This is a genomic window from Methylobacterium sp. J-092, from assembly GCF_022829325.1.
Lineage (GTDB): Bacteria > Pseudomonadota > Alphaproteobacteria > Rhizobiales > Beijerinckiaceae > Methylobacterium.
Map to the genome: position 1 here is coordinate 26,474 of NZ_JAKSXU010000130.1, position 20,985 is coordinate 47,458.

Annotated in this window: 21 protein-coding genes; 11 read left to right on the top strand and 10 right to left on the bottom strand. The window is 72.9% G+C overall.

What is annotated here, in order from left to right; genetic code table 11:
- Positions 1–29: 29 nt before the first annotated feature.
- The 3 genes from metB to MKK60_RS16435 all read right to left on the bottom strand — a co-directional run bounded on the left by metB (position 30) and on the right by MKK60_RS16435 (position 2,457).
- Positions 30–1,193: a cystathionine gamma-synthase gene (metB, locus tag MKK60_RS16425; RefSeq protein WP_243987361.1), complete on the bottom strand. Its 1,164-nt coding sequence runs from the start codon at positions 1,191–1,193 to the stop codon at positions 30–32.
- A gap of 114 nt (positions 1,194–1,307) precedes the next feature.
- A complete protein-coding gene (locus MKK60_RS16430) occupies positions 1,308–2,132 on the bottom strand; it encodes a hypothetical protein (RefSeq protein ID WP_405044454.1) in 825 nt (274 codons plus the stop codon).
- Between the two features lie 133 nt (positions 2,133–2,265).
- Positions 2,266–2,457 (bottom strand): hypothetical protein, encoded by a 192-nt coding sequence (locus MKK60_RS16435; protein ID WP_243933708.1) that lies wholly within the window; start codon positions 2,455–2,457, stop codon positions 2,266–2,268.
- A 541-nt stretch (positions 2,458–2,998) separates the two neighbouring features.
- Here MKK60_RS16435 and MKK60_RS16440 point away from each other — a divergent pair.
- Both MKK60_RS16440 and gshB read left to right on the top strand, forming a co-directional pair.
- Positions 2,999–3,262: a hypothetical protein gene (locus MKK60_RS16440; protein ID WP_147729324.1), complete on the top strand. Its 264-nt coding sequence runs from the start codon at positions 2,999–3,001 to the stop codon at positions 3,260–3,262.
- 123 nt (positions 3,263–3,385) lie between these two features.
- A complete protein-coding gene (gene gshB / locus MKK60_RS16445) occupies positions 3,386–4,336 on the top strand; it encodes a glutathione synthase (RefSeq protein WP_243938243.1) in 951 nt (316 codons plus the stop codon).
- 125 nt (positions 4,337–4,461) lie between these two features.
- Here the strand turns inward: gshB and MKK60_RS16450 are convergent, their stop codons facing one another.
- The 5 genes from MKK60_RS16450 to MKK60_RS16470 form a co-directional block, all read right to left on the bottom strand.
- On the bottom strand, positions 4,462–4,866 hold the full coding sequence (locus tag MKK60_RS16450) for a BrnA antitoxin family protein (RefSeq protein WP_243987363.1): 405 nt from the start codon (positions 4,864–4,866) through the stop codon (positions 4,462–4,464).
- A complete protein-coding gene (locus MKK60_RS16455) occupies positions 4,853–5,128 on the bottom strand; it encodes a BrnT family toxin (RefSeq protein ID WP_147842842.1) in 276 nt (91 codons plus the stop codon). The genes MKK60_RS16450 and MKK60_RS16455 overlap by 14 nt, the downstream gene beginning before the upstream one ends.
- 96 nt (positions 5,129–5,224) lie before the next feature.
- Positions 5,225–6,757, bottom strand: a complete 1,533-nt coding sequence (locus tag MKK60_RS16460; protein WP_243987365.1) for a cation:proton antiporter — start codon at positions 6,755–6,757, stop codon at positions 5,225–5,227.
- Positions 6,758–6,875: 118 nt separating this feature from the next.
- Entirely contained in the window at positions 6,876–7,118 is a 243-nt protein-coding gene (locus MKK60_RS16465; RefSeq protein ID WP_147728911.1) for a hypothetical protein, read from the bottom strand.
- Entirely contained in the window at positions 7,115–8,374 is a 1,260-nt protein-coding gene (locus MKK60_RS16470) for a helix-turn-helix domain-containing protein (protein ID WP_243987367.1), read from the bottom strand. The genes MKK60_RS16465 and MKK60_RS16470 overlap by 4 nt, the downstream gene beginning before the upstream one ends.
- Before the next feature lie 277 nt (positions 8,375–8,651).
- On the opposite strand from MKK60_RS16470, the gene MKK60_RS16475 reads away from it, so the two are divergent.
- Both MKK60_RS16475 and MKK60_RS16480 read left to right on the top strand, forming a co-directional pair.
- Positions 8,652–9,362, top strand: coding sequence for a Crp/Fnr family transcriptional regulator (locus MKK60_RS16475; RefSeq protein WP_243933713.1), 711 nt, complete (start codon positions 8,652–8,654; stop codon positions 9,360–9,362).
- Entirely contained in the window at positions 9,362–9,622 is a 261-nt protein-coding gene (locus MKK60_RS16480) for a DUF6894 family protein (protein WP_147728908.1), read from the top strand. Before MKK60_RS16475 ends, MKK60_RS16480 begins: the two co-directional genes overlap by 1 nt.
- Before the next feature lie 41 nt (positions 9,623–9,663).
- On the opposite strand, the gene MKK60_RS16485 is transcribed toward MKK60_RS16480, so the two are convergent.
- Positions 9,664–11,097: a carbohydrate porin gene (locus MKK60_RS16485; protein WP_243938260.1), complete on the bottom strand. Its 1,434-nt coding sequence runs from the start codon at positions 11,095–11,097 to the stop codon at positions 9,664–9,666.
- Between the two features lie 465 nt (positions 11,098–11,562).
- Here MKK60_RS16485 and MKK60_RS16490 point away from each other — a divergent pair, with 465 nt between their 5' ends.
- Complete coding sequence (locus tag MKK60_RS16490; RefSeq protein WP_243987369.1) at positions 11,563–13,161, top strand: gamma-glutamyltransferase family protein; 1,599 nt, start codon at positions 11,563–11,565, stop codon at positions 13,159–13,161.
- 154 nt (positions 13,162–13,315) lie between these two features.
- Here MKK60_RS16490 and MKK60_RS16495 read toward each other — a convergent pair whose 3' ends face one another.
- The gene (locus MKK60_RS16495; RefSeq protein WP_243933716.1) at positions 13,316–13,804 is read right to left on the bottom strand and encodes a DUF302 domain-containing protein; all 489 of its coding nucleotides are present in this window, start codon (positions 13,802–13,804) and stop codon (positions 13,316–13,318) included.
- A gap of 245 nt (positions 13,805–14,049) precedes the next feature.
- Between MKK60_RS16495 and MKK60_RS16500 the strand changes: the two genes are divergently transcribed.
- The 6 genes from MKK60_RS16500 (at position 14,050) to cueR (ending at position 20,795) form a co-directional block, all read left to right on the top strand.
- Positions 14,050–14,469, top strand: a complete 420-nt coding sequence (locus MKK60_RS16500; protein ID WP_243987383.1) for a hypothetical protein — start codon at positions 14,050–14,052, stop codon at positions 14,467–14,469.
- Between the two features lie 202 nt (positions 14,470–14,671).
- Positions 14,672–15,415, top strand: coding sequence for a dienelactone hydrolase family protein (locus MKK60_RS16505; protein WP_243945515.1), 744 nt, complete (start codon positions 14,672–14,674; stop codon positions 15,413–15,415).
- A 558-nt stretch (positions 15,416–15,973) separates the two neighbouring features.
- Entirely contained in the window at positions 15,974–16,951 is a 978-nt protein-coding gene (locus tag MKK60_RS16510) for a transporter (RefSeq protein ID WP_147842835.1), read from the top strand.
- 618 nt (positions 16,952–17,569) lie between these two features.
- Complete coding sequence (locus tag MKK60_RS16515; RefSeq protein ID WP_243987371.1) at positions 17,570–17,737, top strand: hypothetical protein; 168 nt, start codon at positions 17,570–17,572, stop codon at positions 17,735–17,737.
- Positions 17,738–17,835: 98 nt separating this feature from the next.
- Positions 17,836–20,328, top strand: coding sequence for a heavy metal translocating P-type ATPase (locus tag MKK60_RS16520; protein WP_279604127.1), 2,493 nt, complete (start codon positions 17,836–17,838; stop codon positions 20,326–20,328).
- Complete coding sequence (cueR, locus tag MKK60_RS16525; RefSeq protein WP_243987381.1) at positions 20,328–20,795, top strand: Cu(I)-responsive transcriptional regulator; 468 nt, start codon at positions 20,328–20,330, stop codon at positions 20,793–20,795. Before MKK60_RS16520 ends, cueR begins: the two co-directional genes overlap by 1 nt.
- Positions 20,796–20,985: the final 190 nt, after the last annotated feature.

Sequence of the window (20,985 nt, forward strand, 5' to 3'; positions counted from 1 at the left end):
GCCGGCGCGGGCGGCCGCCGCGCGGACCTTCAGGCGGGCGGGAGGGCGTCGAGCGCGCGGGACAGGTCGGCCAGGAGGTCGTCCTCCGCCTCGAGCCCGATCGACAGCCGCAGCAGCCCGCCGGTGATGCCGGCGATCGCGCGCGCGTCGGGATCCATCGCCGCATGAGTCATGGTCTCGGCGTGCGAGATCAGGCTCTCGACCCCGCCGAGGGACTCGGCCAGCGTGAACACCCGCAGCACCGCCACGAACCGCCGCACCGCCTCGCGCCCGCCCGCGAGCTCGAAGCTCAGCATGGCGCCGAAGCCGCTCTGCTGCGCCTTGGCGAGGGCGTGGCCCGGATGGGTCTCAAGGCCGGGATAGTACACCGCGGCGACGGCCGGGTGGCCGGCCAGGAACGCCGCGAGACGCCCGGCAGTCTTCTGCTGCTGCTCGATCCGCACGAACAGGGTGCGCACGCCCCGCAGCGTGAGGTAGGCGTCGAACGGCGAGCCGGTGACGCCGATGGTGTTGGCCCAGGCGGCGAGCTCCTCGCCGACCTTGGCGTCGGCCGCGACCACCGCGCCCCCGACCACGTCGGAATGCCCGTTGAGGAACTTGGTGGTCGCGTGCACGACGAGGTCGGCCCCGAGCGCCAGGGGCCGCTGCAGGGCCGGCGACAGGAAGGTGTTGTCGACCACCGAGAGCGCGCCGGCCTCGCGGGCGAGCCCGGTGACGCGGCGGACGTCGACGACGCGCATCAGCGGGTTGCTCGGCGTCTCGATCAGCACGACCTTGGGCCTTCTCGCGAAGGCCGCGGCCAAAGCCGCCGGGTCGTTCTGGTCGACGAAGGCAACCGTGTAGTGCCCGCGCGCGCTGCGCAGGCTGAGCAGGCGGTGCGTGCCGCCGTAGCAATCGTGCGGGGCGATCAGGAGGTCGCCCGGCCGCAGGCTCGACAGCGCCAGGTCGAGGGCCGCCATGCCGCTCGACACCACGACCGCGCGGGCGCCGCCCTCGAGCTTGGCGATGGTGTCGGCGAGCTGGTCGCGCGTCGGGTTGCCCAGCCGCGAGTAGTCGTACGGCCCCGGCTTCTCGAAGGCCGGGAACTTGTAGGTCGTCGAGAGATGGATCGGGGCGATGACGGCGCCGTACGCGGTGTCCTCGGCCACGCCGTTGGTGGCCGCGATCGTGCGCGCTGCTTTCGGTTCGGTCATCGCTTCCCCTCCTCCCGGGAATCGGTCCGCGGTGCGATCCGACGGCCCCGCCGAGGCGTTCTTTATAGAGGACGAAACGATCTTACAACGGAACGTGGCGTCGCGCGCCGCCTTTCAGTCCTTCACGACCAGCGGGCGCACCGGCGGCAACGCCGCGGCCCCATCCTCGCCGGGCACGAGGCCGCAGCGGAAGGCGGCCTCGCGCGGGAGCAGCGGGTCGAGCAGCGCGCGGCGGGCGGCGAGCACGCCGATGCTGCGCTCCGCCCCCACGGCCTCCGGGCCGGGCAGCGCGACGACGAGGTGCTCGACCGCGTAGCGGTAGCGCGCGGTGCGCTCGGCCAGTTCGAGCCGGACCCAGGCGATCAGGCATCGGTTCTCGGCCACCCGCATGGCGGCGTTGCGCACGTCGACATCGTCGAGCGCCCTGGCGAAGGGAAGGCTGCGCAGCCGCAGGGCGTCGGCGTCGATCACCCGCGCGGCGATCGCGACGAAGGGCGGGATCAGCCGGGCGTCGGCGGTCGCGTCCTCGGACAGCCGGCGGTAGCGCGAGACCGGCGAGCGGGCGGGCTCGGCGACGAGGGCGTCGTGATAGGCGGCGACGTCCCCCGGGCGCCACGACGGCGGCAGCACGCGGGCGCGGGTAAGGTTGGCGAGCACGTCGACGAACGCGGCCTCGGGGGCCGCCGGCATCAGGAAGCGCCAGGCGCGCGCGCGCAGCGTCTGCTCCTCGTCGGTCAGCGGGAAGGCGGAGGCCGGCTCCTCGCGCTCGCGGGCGGCCAGCGTCCCGGTGGTCTCGACCAGGCTGTTCCAGGCGCCGGCCTTCGGGCGGCCGAAATCGCCCTCCTGGGCGCAGGCGGCCAGCAGCGCGGTGAGGAGCGCGGCGGTGAGCGCGCAGGTCGCGACTGGGCTCGCGCGGCGCCGGGCGCCGGCGATCGGAATCGGCACGCGCCGGGCCTGACTCGGCCGGGGCTGACTCGGCCGGCCCTGACTTGGCATGGTCCGCCTCGTTCGGGTGTCGATGGGGTGGGATGCGGGGATCGTCGGGCCGGCGGGTCGCCCGCCGGGGGCCGGATCAGGAGGCGAGGCGCTCGTAGCGCACGCCGAGGAACAGCAGGATCTCGCCGCGGCGCTCGCCGGCCTCGGGACGCCGGGGGGGCCGGGGCGCGGCGGGGAACGGCACCACGCGGCCGGCCGGCACGCGCGGCGCGACGTCGTCGACGGCCGGCGGGTCGGAACGGAGGGCGGCGGGTCGGGAGACGGTCATGGGGGGCACCTGTCGGCTGATCCGGGCATCGCGCCCGGGCCCCGGGGCGGGGCGTCGGCAAGGGCGACGGCGTGTCGATGGCCGGCAGATCAGCACGCCATGGTTAACGCATCGTTTCCCGGAGGCGCGCGCGCCCGAACGGCGTGCGGGGCCGCATCGCGCGGCGCGTGCCGGCCCCGGCACGCCGTTGGCCTGCCCCTTGCAGGATCGGATCCGCCCATGGCGGGCGTTTCCTCCCAACGACTGGGCCCTGCTCGCGACCCGGGCGGGGCCCTTCTTCTGCGCCGGGCCGATCCGTGCCGGCGGACGCCGTCGCCCGGGGGATCGCGGCCGATGCTGCGTTGCGGTAGCGGAGCGGCCGAAGCGGAACCGTCGCACGGTCAGGGCGCTTGCCTAGCGACCGTCGGGCCCGATATGCCGTGCCATTCGCGGATGCGCCCCTCGCGGACCCGCCGCCCGGGATTCCATGACCGACAAGCAAGGACCACGCTGGATGCGACTGGACACGTTTCGACACGCCCGTGGCGCAAAGCTGCCCCGGATGCTCCGCCCCGTGGCGCTGGCGGCCCTCCCGCTCGCCCTGCTGGCGCTCGCCGGCAGCCCGGCGCAGGCCCAGCGCGAGGACCAGGGGCTGCAGCTCGGCTGCGCCAACGACTATTTCCGCCTCTGCGCGGGCGTCGACCCGAACAGCCCGGCGGCCGAGGCCTGCATGACGCGCAACCGCAAGCGCCTGTCGCCCGAGTGCCGCAACGCCATCGGCGACTACGACAAGCGCACCGGCGGCAAGTCGATGCCGGAGGATTGAGCGGTCCGGGCGCGTCCGCGACGCGCCCGAAGCGACGATGGGGACGACGAGCGGCCGGCTCGGTCCGGGGGGATGCGGCGATTCCCCAGGGAGCCGGCCGCGTCATGAGTGGAGCCCGACGACATGGCTTTGACCGTTGCGGTCCAGATGGACCCGATCCAGGCGATCCGCATCGCCGGCGACACCACCTTCGCCCTGCTGCTCGAGGCGCAGGCGCGCGGCCACCGGCTGATCTACTACACCCCCGACCGGCTCTCGATGCAGGGCCGCCGCGTCACCGCGCGGGTGCAGGCGCTGACCGTGCAGGACGTGGAGGGCGCGCACGCGACGCTCGGCGAGATCGAGCGGATCGACCTGTCGGAGGCCGACGTGGTGCTGATGCGCCAGGACCCGCCCTTCGACATGGCCTACATCACCGCGACCCACATGCTGGAGAAGATCCACCCGCAGACGCTGGTGGTGAACAACCCGGCCGAAGTCCGCAACGCGCCGGAAAAGCTCTTCGTCCTCGACTTCCCCGACCTGATGCCGCCGACGCTGATCTCCCGCGACAAGGCGGAGATCGAGGACTTTCGCCGCGAGCACGGCACCGTGGCGATGAAGCCGCTGCACGGCCACGGCGGCGCGGCGGTGTTCCGCGTCTCCGAGACCGACCCGAACTTCGGCTCGATGTTCGACCTGTTCTCGGTCACCTTCCGCGAGGCGTGGGTGGTGCAGCGCTTCCTCGAGAAGATCACCGAGGGCGACAAGCGCATCATCCTGGTCGACGGCGAGCCGATGGGCGCGATCAACCGCGTGCCGGCCCTGAACGACATCCGCTCCAACATGGTCCGCGGCGGCGCCGCCCGGCCCTCCGACCTGACCGAGCGGGAGCGCGAGATCTGCGCCACGATCGGCCCGGAGCTGCGCCGCCGCGGCCTGATCCTCGTCGGCATCGACGTGATCGACGGGCACCTCACCGAGATCAACGTCACCTCCCCGACCGGCATCCGCGCGATCAAGCGCCTGGGCGGCCCGGACCTCGCCGTGAGCGTGTGGGACGCGATCGAGGCGCGCGTGGGCGCGCAGGTCTGAAGCCTTTTCGAGCGAGGTGGATGCCGGCTCGCGTGAAGACAGTGCGACATCACAACAAGGGAGAGCATTGTCCGTGACCTGGTGATCACGGACAATGTTCTAGGGCGCGTCCCTCGCCTTTGCGGTCAGGCGGTGCGCTTGATCGCGCGCCGCTCGGCCGAGGGCGCCTGCGTCCCGTCGAGGACGGCGCGATTCCGATCAGGGCGAGGGTCGCGTTGGGTGTGCGTCGCCAGCCCGGCTGCGAGCGCCGCGTTCATTCGCGTCTGCCAGCCCGGCCCGCCCGCCTTGTAGGCGTCCAGCACCTCCGCCGGCACGCGCAGGGAGACCGGGACGCTGCGCCGCTCGACCTTCGGCCGGCCGGCCCTCTTGGTGAAGGCCTCGGCCATCGCGGGCGGCATCCCTTCGACGCCGGGCCTGGCGCGCGCCAGCTCCGCATCGGTCAGGGGCGGCGTGTCGGACACGGCATCCCAATCCGCCTGGGTATAGGCGTCGTTCGGGACGTAGCTCGGGGCAGGATCACGCTTGCTCATAGGACGCTCGCTCCTTCCGGCCGGCACGCCGCACGCTGATCACGTCGATCACCTCGGAGCCGAGCGGCGAAACGATCGCCACGACGACCGTTTCCCCGTGCCACGTCCCGATCAGCTTGAAGCGGGCGCGTCCGGTGCGGCTCGGCTTGGCGGCGATGTTCAGGAAGCGGTCGAAACTGAAGGCCTCCTCGAACGCGGCGAGATCGAAGCCGTGCTTGACGATGTTCGCCTGTCGCTTCGGCTCGTCGAAGGCGAACCTCATGGTTCCGGTCTACACCGAAACCCGACGTCCGCAAGCCTATTTCGGTATATACAGCCCAACGGTGGCGGCACGTGATCCCATCCGTCCTGGCCGATCTCACGTCTCCGATTTCGGCGTCGCGTTCAATTCGGCCCAATCGAACTCCTCCTCCAGCACGAAGTAGGCGTCGTCGCCGATCGCGCCCTCGCGGCGCAGGCGCATGACCGTGTCGCGGGCGGCGCCGATGGCGCGGCGGCGCAGGCCGTCGGTGGGCAGCGATTCCGGGGCGCGGCCCTCGTCGTGGTCCTCGGCCGCCGCGAGCGCGCCGCGAAGCTCCTCGCGCAGGGCCTCGGTGCCGGCGTCGTCCTCGGCCCCCTCGAGGCTGTCGAGCGCCGCGCGGTAGGCTTCGGCCCGGGCGCGGCCCACCTCGCGGCCGACCGGGTCGTCGTCCTCGAGGCCGAGCCGGGCGAGCAGCGGGTTCAGGGTCAGGCCCTGGACCACGAGGGTGCCGAGCACCGTGCCGAAGGCGGCGAACACGATGAGGTCGCGCTGGGGGAAGCCTTGCGGCAGGGCGAGCGCCGTGGCGATGGTGAGGATGCCGCGCATCCCCGCCCACGACACCGCGATCGCGCCGCGGGAGGCGTGGCGGCCGGGCTCGGCGAAGGCGAGGCCGGGCAGGGCGGAGGCCGGCAGCACCCAGGCGATCCGCACCAGCACCACCGTGGCGAAGACCGCGCCGGCGAGCGCGAGCGCGCCGAGCTGGTCGGCGCCGGCGAGGCGCTGCAGGATCGGGCCGATCTGGATGCCGATCAGCACGAAGGCCAGCACGTTGAGCACGAACACGGCGGTGTTCCAGACCGCGTAGGAGATGATGCGGGTGCGCGGCGCGGTGATGCCGGGGGTGCCGCGCGCCACGGTGATCGCGAAGGCGACCAGCGTCAGCACCCCCGACATCTCCAGGCGCTCGGCCGCGATCCAGATGCCGAAGGCGGCCACGAACTGCAGCACGATGGTGCTGGCCGCATCCTGCACCCGCCGCATCCCGGCGACGAAGGCGAACCCCGCGAGCGGCCCGACGACCAGGCTCGCGACCACGCCGACGAGGAAGGTCGGGCCGACCTCGGAGGCGTGGAAGGCGCCGCTCGCGGCGGCCGCGACGCCGAGCCGGTAGATCAGCAGCGAACCGGCATCGTTGAGCAGGCTCTCGCCGCGCAGGATGGTGGTGAGGCGGTGCGGCAGCGAGACGTGGCGCAGCACCGAGAGCGCGGCCACCGCGTCGGGCGGCGCGACGATCGCGCCGAGCACGATGCAGGCGGCGAGCGGCATGCCCGGCACCAGCAGCTTGGCGACGACGGCGACGGCGATCGTCGTCACCGCCACCGCGCCGAAGGCGAGGCCGGCGATCGGGCGCCAGTTCACCCGCAGGTCGCGCAGCGAGGTGGCGTAGCCGGCATCCATCAGCACGGGGGCGAGGAACAGCGCCAGCGCCAGCTCGGGATCGAGCTCGAGGTTCGGCACGCCCGGCACGAAGGCCAGCCCGACGCCGCCGAGCGCCAGGAAGGCCGGATACGGCGCCCCGATCCGCCGCGCGAAAGCGGCCAGAAGCACCGCGCCGAACAGGACGCCGACGACCCAATCGAAGATGATCATGGATCGGAGATAGGGCGCTGCGGGCGGCGCGGCGCACGCCCCGGCGGAGCAAGCTCGGGATTTGCCGAACCCAGGACTTGCCCAGCTCAGGACTTGCCCAGTTCAGGACTTATCGAGCTCAGGATTTGCCGAGCCGGTCGCGGATCCAGGCCTGTGCCGCGTCGAGGTCGACGAAGACGGGGGCCCGCGGGTCGTCGAGCGGCCCGAAGCCGGCCTCCAGGAACCAGCGGCCCGCCCCGTCCTCGTGCTGGTCGGACAGGCGCACCAGCACGGCGACGAGGAAGCCGTCGGAGAAGACGAGCCGGCTCTCGTGGTCGTCGCTTCCCGTGGCGACCTGCACGGGCTGCAGGAACAGGCTCATGCGGCGGCCCGCTCGCCGAGATGGAGGTAGTTGGGCTTGAATTCGGCCAGCGCCCTCAGCCGGGGCAGGTCGAGGATCCGCACCCGCTTGCCGCGGAACTCGATGAGCCCAGACCGGCGTAGCTCCTGCAGCGTGCGGTTGAGGTGCACGTTCGACAGGCCGGTGGTGTCGGCGAGATCCAGCTGCGTGAGCGGCAGGTCGTAGCTGTCGTCCTCGGCCAGCCCCACCACCTGCAGCCGGATGCGAAGCTCGCAGAACAGGTGCGCGAGCCGCTCCAGGGCCGAGCGGCAGCCGACGTTCACCAGCCATTCGCGCAGCGTCGCCTCGTCCACCAGCGTGGTCATCCGGAGCGCGCGGGCGATCCGGGGATGGCTCTCCATCACCTCGACCACCGTCCTCGGCGGGATCAGCACCACGCGGCAGGCCGACAGCGTGGTGATCGAGTGGTCCATCGCGTCCAGCAACGCCACGTCGAGGTCGCAGAGGTCGCCCGGGACCAGGTAGGCGGTGATCTGGCGGGTGCCGGTGGCGCGCACCTTGTGGCGGCAGGCGATGCCCTCCAGGATCAGGAACACGCCCTGCGGCGCGTCGCCCTCGCGGGCGAGGTCGGTCTGCGACGGGACGATCCGCGACGGGGCGCTGATCCGCTCCAGCAGCGCCTCGTCGGCCTCCGACAGGGCCGCGAAGCCCTCGAGCTTGCGCACGAGCGGGTTGCGGCCCCTGGCCGCCCGAAGCCGCCGGACCGGTGCGGTCGGCGCATCGCCGGCGGGTGCGCGGCCGACGGGCTCGACGTGGGTCGGGGGCGCATGGACCGCCCCCTCATGCGCCGGCGCCGATCCGGCGGCGGCCAAAGCCGGCTCGTCGAGGGCGGGCTGGTCGATGGCCGGCTCGTCGAGGGTCAGCGCGTCGAGCAGGGCCACCACGTCCCAGGGCAGCGCCGGCTTGCGCAGCCAGGGCTCGTCCCGGACGTCGCGGGCGGCGGGGTCGTCGCGCTCGAGGCCGGAATGGACGAGGAAGGGCAGCCGGCACTGGCGCAGCCGCGCGATCAGGGCGTCGGAGGGTCCTTCCTTGAGCACCAGGTCGACGACCGCCACGCTCGGCGCCTCCCGCTCCAGTGACAGCAGCGCCTCGGCCGCCGTCGCGAACGGCCCGATCACCCGGTAGCCCGCCCCCTCCGGGGCGTCGCTCAGATCCATGGCGACGATCGCGTCGGCTTCGGCGACCAGCACCGCCGGTTGCTGGGCCACGTCTTTCATTCGGATCTCCGGACGCGAAGGCGGCCGCCCCTTCGAGCAGCGCAGAGAGCAAGGTTTCGAATTCTAGACATACGCGAATGCCGCCCGGAAGAGGCACGGGAGCTTCAGTATGATAGCCAACACTTGGGTCTGTCTGCAATCATACAAACATCAAGGCACGAAACTTTTCGATTGACCTCGCCGCGGGCGAGCGCTCATCTGGCCCATCGCCTGCCGGAGAGACGAGGCGCGGGCGCCTGGGAGACAGCGCGTGCTCTTGCCCGATCGGGACCGAGCGATGCCGGCACCGCAGCGATCCAGCGTCCGCAACCGCTTGCTCAGGGCGCTCTCGCCCGCCGACTTCGCGTTGCTCCAGCCGGCCCTGCAGCCGGTCGCGACCGAGCTGCGACAGACCCTGATCGCGCCCGACGAGCCGATCCGGACGCTGTACTTCCCCGAGGACAGCCTCGCCTCGATCGTCAGCGGGGCCGCCGGCAGGGTCGAGATCGGCGTGATCGGGCGGGAGGGCCTGGTCGGGGCCGCGCCGGTGCTGCTCGCCGTCGACCGGTCGCCGTTCCACCACTTCGTCCAGAGCCCGGGCGGGATGCTGTCCATCGCCACCGCGGACCTGCTGGCCGCGGTCGACGAGAGCCCGACCCTGCGCGGGCTGCTGCTGCGCTTCGTCCAGATCCTGATGCTGCAGACGGCGCAGACCGCCTTCGTCAACGCGGCCTACAACATCGACGTGCGCCTCGCCCGCTGGCTGCTGATGTGCCACGACCGGCTGGAGGGCGACGACCTCGTGCTCACCCACGAGTTCCTGTCCCTGATGCTGGGCGCGCAGCGCAGCAGCACGACCCTGGCGGTCCAGGCCCTGGAGGGGCACGGCCTGATCCGCGCGCGGCGCGGCCGCATCACGATCCTGAGCCGCGAAGGGCTGGAGGCGGTCGTGGACGACGGCTACGGCCTGCCCGAGCGCGAGTACGCCCGGTTGATCGGGAGCCTGTGATGCCGCGGTACTTCTTCCATGTCCGGCACCGCGAAGGCCCGGCGGGGCTGGCGATCGACGAGGAGGGCGACGAGCTCGCCGACGTGGAGGCCGCCCGCGCGCGGGCGCTCGCCGTCGCCCGCCGGATGATCGCGCAGGACCGCCTGACGCTGATCCGCGACTGGATGGTGTGCAGCTTCGAGATCGCCGACGAGGCCGGCGAGCGCGTGCTCACGGTGCCGTTCGGCGACACCGTCCCGGACGAGGACGGCCCGGGCTGACCCGCAGGCCTCGCGGCCGCGGGCCGGCGCGCCGCCCGGGCTCAATACTGCACGGTCGCCCGCACCCCGAGCACGGTGGCGTTCTTCAGCCGGCGCCCGTCCGCGTCGGCGACGCCGCCGCTCGGGCGGATGATGTACTGCACGTCCGGCTGCACGGTGAAGCCCGGCACCACCAGCGCCTGGTAGGTCGCCTCCAGCGCGGTCTCGGCCCGCCGCCGCGGGATCGCGGTGCCGGTGAACAGGATGGTGTCGGTGTCGGCCCGGCGCGCGTCGTCGGCGTAGCGGGCATAGGCGATGCCGGCGCCGATCGTGTCGTCGTCGCGCCCCGGGATCAGGCCCTTGTAGGCCAGGCCGGCATCGACGTAGGCCGAGATCAGGCTGGAGCGCGTCGGCGAGAGCGAGGCGCGCACGAACACCGACAGGCCCTCGTCGTCCTTCTCGGGCTCGATCAGCAGGCTCTGGTCGATCATCGCGTAGAGGCCGGCATTGCCCCGGCGCTGGCGCGGCACGCCGGACGAGGCCGGGTCGGCGAGGGACAGGCCGAGCGTGTCGCGGCGCAGGTCGTCGAAGCGGCCGAAATGCTGCCAGCCGCCGAACGTCACCGTGCCCGGCAGCGCCGTCGAGCCCTTCTCGGTGTTGTAGGAATAGGCCGCCTCGGCCACGATCAGGGCCGGGTCGTTCGTGCGGAAGTTCGTGCCGGTGCGGTTGAGGCGCTGCTCCTCCGCGTCGTCGCCGGGGCGGTTGGCGCCGGCCGGATCGCCGTCGTAGATCCCGGCCTGGAACGACAGGCCGCCGCCGGGCTCGAACTTTGCGCGGATGGCCGGCGCCGCCACGGGATAGGCCGGGCCGCCGGAAGGCAGGTTGGCGCTGGTGATCGCCGGCCAGCCGAAGCTCGAGTTCACGAACAGCGTCGCGGTCTGGCTGACGAAGAACTCGGTGTCGGCGGCCTGCTGGCCGATGCGCAGGCCGAGCTTGCCGTCGAGGAACTGCTGGTCGAACCACAGCACGTAGAGCCGGGTCGCGGGCAGCGCCCCGATCACGCTGACGTCGAGCAGGTTGCCGACGTAGTAGCGCGACAGGCCGGTGCCGTGGATGAAGTAGGCGTTGGCGTGCACGCTCGCGCCCTGCCAGCCGGCGAGCTTGTCGAGGTCGAGGTAGAGCCGCAGGTTCAGCCGGTCCTCGACCACCGCCCCCTGCCGCATCCCGCCGGTCGGGTTGCCGAGCACGTCGGTGATGTAGGTGAGGCTGTACTGGATGCCCCGCTCCTTCAGGACAGGGCGCAGGCCGAACGGATCGCCGAGCGGCCCAAGATAGGGCTCGACCGAGCGGGCATAGCCGCCCGAGGTCTGGCTCGTGGTCTCGGGCTGCGCCACCGAGGTCCGCACGTCGCCGCCGGCGCCTTCGCGGATCACCGGAATGACCGGGGGCGCCGGCGATGCCTGCTGCGCTTGCGCAAGCGTCGGGAGGCCGAGCATCGCGGCGGCGAGGCAAGGGAGCAGGCGGCTGCGCGGAAGGGGGGCTGGACGCGACACGACTGAACCCTGAAGCCTTCGTGGCCCGATCCTAGCCCCACCGAACGGGCCTGTCCCGTGCAGGTTAAGCACACCGGCCGGGTTCCGGGCCGAAGGGATGCTTCGGAGGGCCGGTGAAGCGCGGATCTCCTCGCTCTCACAGATCTCGGGCTTGCCCGAGATCTGCACGTCGTGTGCCCAAACCTGCCCGTCCTGTGTCCAAGTCGGAGAGACCCGACTTGGATGCGGGAGAGGGACACGGCGAGGGGGACAGGTCTTTCCGGACAGGTCGCACCCCGACCCTCTCCCGGACGGGAGCGGGGGCCGCGTCGGCGCTTCGCGCGATCCCTTCGTCGAGGCCCGCGGCTTTGCGCCCGCGGCACGGTTTTCGTACAGCCGGCCGATCCGTCGCCAGCCGTGAGCGAGACCATGCCCGAGACACCCGTCTTCTCCCACGGCGCCGTCGCCGCCCCGCACCACCGCGCCGCGCAGGCCGGGCAGACCGTGCTGGCGCAGGGCGGCAACGCGATCGAGGCGATGACCGCGATGGCCGCGACGATCGCCGTGGTCTACCCGCACATGAACGGCATCGGCGGCGACGGGTTCTGGCTGGTGCGCGAGAAGGGCGGCCGGGTGCGCGGCATCGAGGCCTGCGGGCCGGCCGGCGCGCTCGCCACCCGGGCGCGCTACCGTGAGCGCGAGCTCGACGCCATCCCGTCCCGCGGCCCCGACGCCTGCGTCACGGTCGCGGGCGCCGTCGGCGGCTGGCGGCTGGCGCTGGAGCTGTCGCGGGCGCTCGGCGGCAGGCTGCCGCTGGAGACGCTGCTCGCCGACGCGATCCGCCACGCCCGCGAGGGCTGCCCGGTCTCGCCCTCGGAGGGGCGCTACGTGCCGAAGGAGCTCGACACCCTCCACGACGCCCCGAACTTTTCCGCGACGTTCCTCAAGGCGGGCAAGCCGTGGCCGGTGGGCGACGTGCGGAGGTTGCCGGCGCTGGCCGCGACCCTGGAGCAGCTCGCCCATGCCGGGCTCGACGACTTCTACCGCGGCGACGTCGGTCGCGAGATCGCCGCCGACCTCGAGCGCCTCGGCGCGCCGGTGACGCGGGCCGACCTGAAGGCCTACCAGCCGCGCGAGCGCGCGCCGCTCTCGATCCGCCGCCGCGACGCGACGCTCTACAACTTCCCGCCGCCGACGCAGGGCCTGGCGGCGCTGCTGATCCTCGGCATCGTCGACCGCCTCGACATCCGCCAGGGGGAGACCACGGCGCATTACCACGGGCTGATCGAGGCGACGAAGCGCGCCTTCGCGATCCGCGACCGGGTGGTGACCGACCACGACCGCCTGACCTCGGACCCGGCGACCTACCTCACGCCCGAAAACCTCGCCCGCGAGGCGGCGCAGGTGGACATGGCGCGCGCCGCCGCGATCCCGCTGCGGAACCCCGGCGAGGGCGACACCGTGTGGATGGGCGCGATCGATGCCGACGGCCTGGCCGTGTCCTACATCCAGTCGATCTACTGGGAATACGGCTCGGGCTGCGTGCTGCCGAAGACCGGCATCCACTGGCAGAACCGCGGCACGTCGTTCTCGCTCGACGCCGACGCCGTGAACCCGCTGGAGCCGGGACGGCGCCCGTTCCACACCCTGATCCCGGCGCTCGCCTGCTTCGACGACGGCCGGGTGATGGCCTACGGCTCGATGGGCGGCGACGGCCAGCCGCAGTTCCAGGCGCAGATCTTCACCCGCTACGCCGATTACGGCCGCGGCCCCGCCGACGCGGTCGACGCCCCGCGCCTGCTCTACGGCCGCACCTGGGGCGCGGAATCGCTGACGGTGAAGGTCGAGGACCGCTTCGACCCGGCCTGCATCCGCGCCCTCGAGCGCATGGGCCACCGGATCGAGGAGCTCGGCGGCGCCTACATCGACTCGCTCGGCCACGCCGGCATGCTGGTGCGCCACGCCAGGAACGGGCGGATCGAGGCGACGCACGACCCGCGCTCGGACGGCGGCGCGCTGGGGTTGTGAGGGAACGGGCGGCCGGAGGCGCGCCGCGACGCCTTCGCGCCGGACCCGGGCGCGATCGGATGGGTCGGCCCACGGGCCGCGATCGGCCGCTTCCTGGGGGCCGGCCGGACGGCCAGGATCCGGCCGCGCCGGCCGCCGTGCCCGTCCGGCGAGATCAGGCGGCCGCCGCGGCGAGGACGCAGCGGAGCTGCTCGTCCAGGTCGCGCGCGACGCCGTCGACCTCGGGGTTGCCGAACTGGCCGAAGGTGGTGGCCGGGCGGTCGTACTCGAACGCGACGCGGCCCTCGGCATCCTCGCGCAGGAGCACCCGGACCGGCGCGTACAGGGCGGCCGAGAGGACGTGCCGGGTCATCCGCGCGGCTGTCAGCGGGTTGCCGATGTCGTACTGGACGGCCTTGCGCACGAGCCCGGCGGTGCGGAGCAGCCCGCCATGGTCGCGGGCGCCGAAGATCGAGAGCGGCGCCTGGCGCTCGAGGAGGTCGCGCGCCGCGTCCACCTGCCCGTCCAGCAGCAGCTCGGCATAGGCGTGGTCGAGGCGCGGCACCGACGCCTCCAGGGCGGACCGCACCGCCTCGAAGGACTTGGGGGAGCGCAGCGTCACGTGCTCGATCGTGACCTGGGTCGCGGATATCGGGTCGTTCATGGGATCGATGCCTCGGGTCTCTCGCCTCGGGCTCGATCGCGCGCCGGACGCGTGGCCCGCCTCCGCTGCGGCCGACCGATCGCCGTATGCCTGAAGGAGGGCGCGGAGCGGCGTCCGCAAGACGGACGAGATATCTACGCCATCGATACTTGGGATCGATCGCATCTGTTTGATCGATACAGTGGCCGTTCGCATCTTCGCCTCATCGAACGACGGGCAACCCCGTCGCAGTTGAGGATCGACGGATGACCCACCGCACCATCACCCTCGCCGCCGCCCTGGCCCTGACCATCGGGACCCTCGCCGCGGCCCCCGCCTCCGAGGCGACCGCCACCGGAAACGCCGTCGCCGTGCCCGCCGTGCTCGGTGCGGGCTATCACGTGCCGGGCGTGGCGCTCGGCGCCGCCGACGTCCGCGCGCAGGGCGGCCTTCTCGTGCCGAACCTGACGCGGTGGCGGCCCGCATCCGTTGCCGAGGCGTCGGCCGAGCGCTTCCAGGCGCCGGCCGCCTTCCCCGTCGCCTACCGGACCCGCGGCATCGCCACGAATGCCGCCCAGGTCCTCAAGCAGGGCGGCTTCGCGACCGCCGGCGCCGTGCGCTGGCTGCCCGATGTCCCCGCCTCGGCCGAGCTCGGCGCAAGCACCGTGACGCTCGGGGCCCTGTGAGCGGGGACCGGTCCGCGGAGCGAAACTCAACCCTGCGAAGCCCTGGCCGATCGCGCGCATCGGCCAGGACTGCAGATCCACCCGATGCGCCGCCGCGCCGCGCGCCTTTCGCTCGACCGGGTCGACGGGTTTGCGGCCGGTCCGCCCGCGGCCGTAGATGGTCCGGCGCGGACATCGCCGATGTCCTGCCGAGGAGGCTTCGATGGCGACCGAGCAGACCACGATCCGGACACGCGACGGCGCCTGCCCGACGCATGTCGTGACGCCTGCCGGTGGCGGGCCGTGGCCGGCGGTGATCCTCTACATGGACGCCGGCGGCATCCGCCCGGCGATGCTCGACATGGCGCGGCGGCTCGCCGATGCCGGCTACGTCGTCCTCGTCCCGGATCTGTTCTACCGCTACGGCCCCTACGGGCCGTTCGTGCCGCGCGACGTCCTGGCGGCCGGCTTCCGCGCCATCCTCGGCCCGCTGATGGCGACGACCGACCCGATCAAGGCCGCGGAGGATACCGGTGCCGTCCTGGCCTATCTCGACACGCGCGACGACGTCGCGGGACGCAGGGTCGGTGCGGTCGGCTTCTGCATGGGGGGCGGCATGGCGCTTGCCGCGGCGGGAACCTACCCCCACCGATTCGCCGCCGCGGCGAGCTTCCACGGCGGCAACCTCGCCACCGATGCGCCGACGAGCCCCCACAGGCTCGCGCCCGCGCTGACGGCGGAGATCCACATCGCCGCGGCCGAGAACGACGACAGCTATCCGCCCGCGATGGCCGCGCGCCTGGAGCACGCCCTGGCGCAGGCCGGCGTGCGCTACACGGCGCGGACCTATCCCGCCGCGCATGGCTGGATGATGCCGGATTTCCCCGTCCACGATCCTGACGCCGCCGAGCAGGGCTGGCACGCGATGCGCGCCCTCTTCGGCCGCACGCTGCACGGCGGCGGATAACGGCGCGCCGCGGATCGCCCAGGGCCCTTCCGAAAAGACCGGCCGCCCTCCCCCGCCCGAGGCGCGGTCCGGCGCCTACGCCGGGGATCGATGCCCCGCTCTCGGACGCGGGTCGCGAGCAGGGTCCCCCCGTGTTCGGATCCCTCGGGCGCGCGAGGTCCGCCTATTGCCGCCCTATTCGTGCGGGCGTCCCGGACGAACCTCGATCGATCGGCCGTCCTCGATCCTATTCGAGCCGTCGCGGGCCCGCGCATCGAGGCGATGTACATCACATCGGGGGCTCAGGCCCGGGCGGTGCTGATGAGGCTCCGGCCGCCGCCCCCGGAAAGTGCAGCCTTTGTGCAACGGCGGCCCAATCTTGGCACTAAGGTGCCTGAAACCGCTATTTTTTTGGGCGACGCTGTAGAATAATTCTCCAGGTCGAGACGGAGAGGTCGGACCGCAAGACGGCGCTTGGGCCATCGCCGAACAGAACTCGCACCGGACAAGCGAGGTTCGGCACGATGGTCTCGAGGCGACGTGCCCGACATTCGAGATCCCTGGGGTAGGAACGAGAACATGATGAAGACCTGGCTTGCCGCAGGTGCGGTCGCCCTCACCGTCGGCATGAGCACCACCGTTCAGGCCGGTCCGGTCACGCAGCCCGGCGAGCAGGTCGGCCTCGCCTACGGCCCGCTGCCGCAAGGCGTCTACGCGATCAACACCTTCAGCACCGGCCGCGGCGACGCGCGCAACAGCCCGGACGTCGGCGTCAACGTGCCGATCCTGGTCTGGTCGACCGGCTACAAGGTGCTCGGCGCGACCATCATGCCGGTGATCGCGGTCCCGTCGGTGTTCGTGGGCACGAACAACCCGGCCGGCGTCGCCAACCAGGACCAGAGCTACTTCTACAACCCCTTCATCGGCAACATCTTCGCCTGGGATCTCGGCAACAAGATCAGCGCCGCCTACCTCGTCGGCGCCTATGTCGGCGTCGGCGACCGCGGCTCGCTCTGCAACGGCGCTCCCGGCGCCGCCTGCATCGCCGGCGGTGCCACCCCGGTGCTGCCGCAGGTCGCCGGCACCTCGATCCGCAACACCGGCGGCATCTCCTACACCGGCGAAGGCTGGAACCTGACCGCCGCGCTCACCCACATCCTGCAGGTGGACGACGCGCCGCGCTTCGGCGGCCAGGTCGGCGCCGCCCTCGGCCCGATCCCGAATTCCGACGGCCTCTACATCGACCTGACCGCGACCAAGACCTTCGGCAAGTTCGAGATCGGCGCCGTGGCCTACGGCTACACCGACCTGCCGGTGAACCGGAACCGGGCGATCTACGCGAACTACCAGAAGCAGGGCACGTTCGCGGCCGGCGGCCTGATCGGCTACGACTTCGGCATCTTCAAGACGCAGCTCATGGTGACCCGCACCGTCGCCGACCGCGGCGTCGGCCCGTTCGCCGACGAGACCCGCGGCTGGGTCCGCTTCATCGCGCCGCTCTACACCACCGCCGCCGCCGCGGTCGCCGCGCCCACCCCGCTCGTCCGCAAGTACTGATCGCCAAGACCGATCGCGAACACCGATCGCGAACACCGATCGCCAACGACCGATCGACCGACGATGCCGGCTCCCCGTGAGCCGGCATCGTCATGTCGGGTGGCCGCGATCGTCGCGAACCGCGTCCATCGGCCGATGCGGAGCGATCGCCGCGGACCGGTCGCCCGCGAGGCACGACGAAAAGCCCCGCGCGGCTCGAGCCGGCGGGGCTGAGTGTGAGAATCGAAGCAAAGGGGAAACGGAAGCTTCGCCTTCTCAGGATCGACAGCATATCAATCGCCGACCCGACAGCAAGGTCTGATTTCATAAGTCACGGTTCCTGGAACGGAATTACAGTTTTGACGATCCGTTCCGTGAGAAATACGAATCGGATATTGACCTCGCAATCCCTCGAAGGATCGGCAGCAGCCCGGCAGCATGCTCCGCTCGGCATCGGCATGGTGCCGGCATGCGCGGCACCGATCCGGCGCTCCCCGGGCCCAGCGCGCGCATCGGCGCCCCCGACCTCTGAAACGGACGGCCCCCGCACGGCCTGAAGCGGCGGCGGTCGACCGGCCCGCCGGCCGGCGCCAGGCTGGTGGCCATGCACGGTCCACAGCGCCTCGGATCGCAGGGCCGGTGACGGATCGATCGGGTGCCGCTCCGGGGGCCGGCGCGACCCGGTCCGCGAGCGTGCGGGTCGAGCGTCCGCTGCCGCGGCTGATCGCGCAGCGCCGAACCTGGCTCGCTGCCGCCGTCGGCGCGGGCCCGCGGCTCGGCGACGACCGGAGCCGGCCGCGCCCCTGACCGCCGACGGCTGAAAACCGATCCCCGCATCCGGCGCCGTTCAAGCCTTCACCATCCGCCCTTGACCTTCCCACCGTTGGAAGCCCCATCTCGGCTCCATGCTGAACGCAGACGCCGACACGCTCACCCCGACCGCGACAGACCCGCACGCGCCGGCCGACACCCGCACCGTCGCCCTGCCCGTCTCGGGCATGACCTGCGCGTCCTGCGCCGGCCGCATCGAGACGGCGTTGCGGGCGGTGCCGGGCGTCGCGAGCGCCTCCGTGAACCTCGCCACCGAGCGCGCCAGCGTCACCGTCGCGGGCGCAGTGCCGACCGCGGCCCTCGCGCAGGCGGTGACGGATGCCGGCTACGACGTCGCGGCCGAGACCGTCGATCTCGCGGTCACGGGCATGACCTGCGCGTCCTGCGCCGGGCGGGTGGAGGCGGCGTTGCGGGCCGTGCCCGGCGTCTCCGCGGCCGCGGTCAACCTCGCCACCGAGCGGGCGCGGGTGACGGTCGCGGCCGGCACCGTCACCGCCGACGCGCTCGTCGCGGCGATCGAGGCGGCCGGCTACGAGGCGGCCCCGGCGGCACCCGCGGGCGGGGCCGAGGCCGCGGACGTCCAGCGGGACGCCGCCGCGCGCCGCGACGGGCTCCACCTCCTCGTCGCAGGCCTGCTCGCGGCGCCGCTGGTCGCGCCGATGCTGCTGATGCCGTTCGGGATCGCGTGGATGCCGCCCGGCTGGCTGCAGCTGGCGCTCGCCACCCCGATCCAGCTTTGGCTCGGCGCCCGATTCTACCGGGCCGGCTGGCGCGCGCTGCGGGCCGGCGCCGGCAACATGGACTTGCTCGTCGCGCTCGGCACCTCGGCGGCATACGGCCTCAGCTTGGTCGAGCTGGTCCGGGCCGAGGCGCATGGTCACGCGGCGCCGCACCTGTATTTCGAGGCCTCGGCGGTGGTGATCACCCTGGTGCTGCTCGGCAAGCGCCTGGAAAGCCGCGCCAAGCGGCGCACCGCGTCGGCGATCCGCGCGTTGACGGCGCTGCGCCCCGAGCGTGCGCGCCTGCGCCGGCCGGACGGCAGCGAGGCCGAGATCGACGTCGCGGCGCTCCGGGTCGGCGACATGGTCGTGGTCCGCCCCGGCGAGCGGCTGCCCGCCGACGGCACCGTCCGCGCCGGCGCGAGCCAGGTCGACGAGGCGCTGATCACCGGCGAGAGCGTGCCGGTCGCCAAGGCGGTCGGCGACCGGGTCGTCGGCGGCGCGATCAACGGCGACGGCTTGCTCGTGGTCGAGGCCGTCGCGGTCGGCGCGGAGGCGACCCTGGCGCGGATCATCCGCCTGGTCGAGGACGCGCAGGCGGCCAAGGCCCCGATTCAGCGCCTGGTCGACCGGGTCAGCGCGGTGTTCGTGCCGGTGGTGCTCGGGCTGGCGCTTCTCACCTTCCTCGGCTGGTGGCTCGTGGCCGGCGCCGGCGTCGAGGCCGCGCTGATCGACGCGGTGGCGGTCCTCGTGATCGCCTGCCCCTGCGCGCTCGGCCTGGCGACGCCGACGGCGATCATGGCCGGCACCGGCGTCGCGGCGCGCCACGGCATCCTGATCAAGGACGCGGAGGCGCTGGAGGTGGCCCATGCCCTCGACACGGTCGCCTTCGACAAGACCGGCACGCTGACGGAGGGACGCCCGACGGTGACCGAGCTCGAGCCCGCGCCGGGCATCGCGCGGGCCGACCTCCTGCGCCGCGCCGCGGCGCTGCAGGCCGGCAGCGAGCATCCCCTCGCCCGCGCCGTCGCGGCGCTGACCGCCGCCGAGGGCGTGTCGCCGCCGGCCGCGTCCGACCTGCGGGCGTTGCCCGGCCGCGGCGTCGCCGCCGTGGTGGAGGGCCGCACGCTGCGCCTCGGCAGCCGCCGGCTGATGGACGAGGACGGCGTCGACCTCACGGCGCTCGCCGCGCGGGCCGAGGCGTTGGCGCGGGACGGCCGCACCGTCTCGTGGCTCGCCGAGGCGGGTCGCGACCCGGACCAGGCGCCGCGGCTCCTCGGCCTGATCGCGTTCGGCGATGCGATGAAGCCCTCGGCGGCCGCGGCCGTGGCCGCGCTCCGCCGGCGCGGCCTGCGCATCGTGATGCTGACCGGCGACAATCGCGGCAGCGCCGCCCGGGCGGCCGAGGCGCTCGGCCTCGACGCGGTCACGGCCGAGCTTCTGCCGGAGGACAAGGCGGCGGCGATCCTGCGCCTGAAGGCCGGCGGGCGTCGGGTCGCCATGGTCGGCGACGGCGTCAACGACGCGCCGGCGCTCGCGGCCGCCGATGTCGGCATCGCCCTGAGCAGCGGGACCGACGTCGCGATGCACGCCGCCGGCATCACGCTGATGCGCGGCGATCCCGTGCTGGTCGCCGACGCCGTCGACATCGCCCGGCGGACCTACGCCAAGATCCGGCAGAACCTGTTCTGGGCGCTGGCCTACAACGTCGTCGGCATTCCGCTCGCGGCCGCCGGCCTGCTCAGCCCGATGGTCGCCGGCGCCGCGATGGCGTTCTCCAGCGTCAGCGTCGTCGGCAACGCGCTGCTGCTGCGCCGCTGGCGCCCGGCCGCGGAGGCGCGGCGATGATGACCATCGGCGAGGCCGCACGGGCCTCCGGCGTCTCGGCCAAGATGATCCGCTACTACGAGAGCACCGGCCTGATCGACCGGGCGGCGCGATCGGAAGCCGGCTACCGGCACTACACCGAAGCGGAGATCCACACGTTGCGCTTCATCCGCCGGGCGCGCGACCTCGGCTTCACCGTGGACCAGATCGGCGTGCTGCTGGCGCTGTGGCGCGACCGGGGCCGGGCCAGCGCTGACGTGAAGCGCATCGCGCTCGAGCACGTCGACGCGCTGGAGCGGAAGGCGGCCGAGCTCCACGCGATGAGCCGGACGCTGACCGCGCTCGCCGCGCGCTGCCACGGCGACGACCGCCCGGACTGCCCGATCATGGAGGATCTGGCGGAGGCCGGACCTGTTCCGGAAGGCGCACCGGGCGGCCCCGCCCGGTTCGGGCTCGGTCGGTCGGCGCATCGGCGCGATGAGGGATGACGAGGCGGACGCCGCATCGGGAGCCGCTGCCGAAGGTGATACCCGAACGGCAAACAGCCGGCCTGCGTGGTGCGCGGGCCGGCTGTTTGCGGTTTTGTGAGGTGTATGTGGTGTGTTTGGTTGCGGGGACAGGATTTGAACCTGTGACCTTCAGGTTATGAGCCTGACGAGCTACCGGGCTGCTCCACCC

Bases quoted from the DNA above. Each gene is read 5' to 3' on its own strand.
- metB (WP_243987361.1), bottom strand. From the start codon at position 1,193: ATGACCGAACCGAAAGCAGCGCGCACGATCGCGGCCACCAACGGCGTG.
- MKK60_RS16435 (WP_243933708.1), bottom strand. From the start codon at position 2,457: ATGACCGTCTCCCGACCCGCCGCCCTCCGTTCCGACCCGCCGGCCGTC.
- MKK60_RS16440 (WP_147729324.1), top strand. From the start codon at position 2,999: ATGCTCCGCCCCGTGGCGCTGGCGGCCCTCCCGCTCGCCCTGCTGGCG.
- gshB (WP_243938243.1), top strand. From the start codon at position 3,386: ATGGCTTTGACCGTTGCGGTCCAGATGGACCCGATCCAGGCGATCCGC.
- MKK60_RS16450 (WP_243987363.1), bottom strand. From the start codon at position 4,866: ATGAGCAAGCGTGATCCTGCCCCGAGCTACGTCCCGAACGACGCCTAT.
- MKK60_RS16455 (WP_147842842.1), bottom strand. From the start codon at position 5,128: ATGAGGTTCGCCTTCGACGAGCCGAAGCGACAGGCGAACATCGTCAAG.
- MKK60_RS16460 (WP_243987365.1), bottom strand. From the start codon at position 6,757: ATGATCATCTTCGATTGGGTCGTCGGCGTCCTGTTCGGCGCGGTGCTT.
- MKK60_RS16465 (WP_147728911.1), bottom strand. From the start codon at position 7,118: ATGAGCCTGTTCCTGCAGCCCGTGCAGGTCGCCACGGGAAGCGACGAC.
- MKK60_RS16470 (WP_243987367.1), bottom strand. From the start codon at position 8,374: ATGAAAGACGTGGCCCAGCAACCGGCGGTGCTGGTCGCCGAAGCCGAC.
- MKK60_RS16475 (WP_243933713.1), top strand. From the start codon at position 8,652: ATGCCGGCACCGCAGCGATCCAGCGTCCGCAACCGCTTGCTCAGGGCG.
- MKK60_RS16480 (WP_147728908.1), top strand. From the start codon at position 9,362: ATGCCGCGGTACTTCTTCCATGTCCGGCACCGCGAAGGCCCGGCGGGG.
- MKK60_RS16485 (WP_243938260.1), bottom strand. From the start codon at position 11,097: ATGCTCGGCCTCCCGACGCTTGCGCAAGCGCAGCAGGCATCGCCGGCG.
- MKK60_RS16490 (WP_243987369.1), top strand. From the start codon at position 11,563: ATGCCCGAGACACCCGTCTTCTCCCACGGCGCCGTCGCCGCCCCGCAC.
- MKK60_RS16495 (WP_243933716.1), bottom strand. From the start codon at position 13,804: ATGAACGACCCGATATCCGCGACCCAGGTCACGATCGAGCACGTGACG.
- MKK60_RS16500 (WP_243987383.1), top strand. From the start codon at position 14,050: ATGACCCACCGCACCATCACCCTCGCCGCCGCCCTGGCCCTGACCATC.
- MKK60_RS16505 (WP_243945515.1), top strand. From the start codon at position 14,672: ATGGCGACCGAGCAGACCACGATCCGGACACGCGACGGCGCCTGCCCG.
- MKK60_RS16510 (WP_147842835.1), top strand. From the start codon at position 15,974: ATGATGAAGACCTGGCTTGCCGCAGGTGCGGTCGCCCTCACCGTCGGC.
- MKK60_RS16520 (WP_279604127.1), top strand. From the start codon at position 17,836: ATGCTGAACGCAGACGCCGACACGCTCACCCCGACCGCGACAGACCCG.
- cueR (WP_243987381.1), top strand. From the start codon at position 20,328: ATGACCATCGGCGAGGCCGCACGGGCCTCCGGCGTCTCGGCCAAGATG.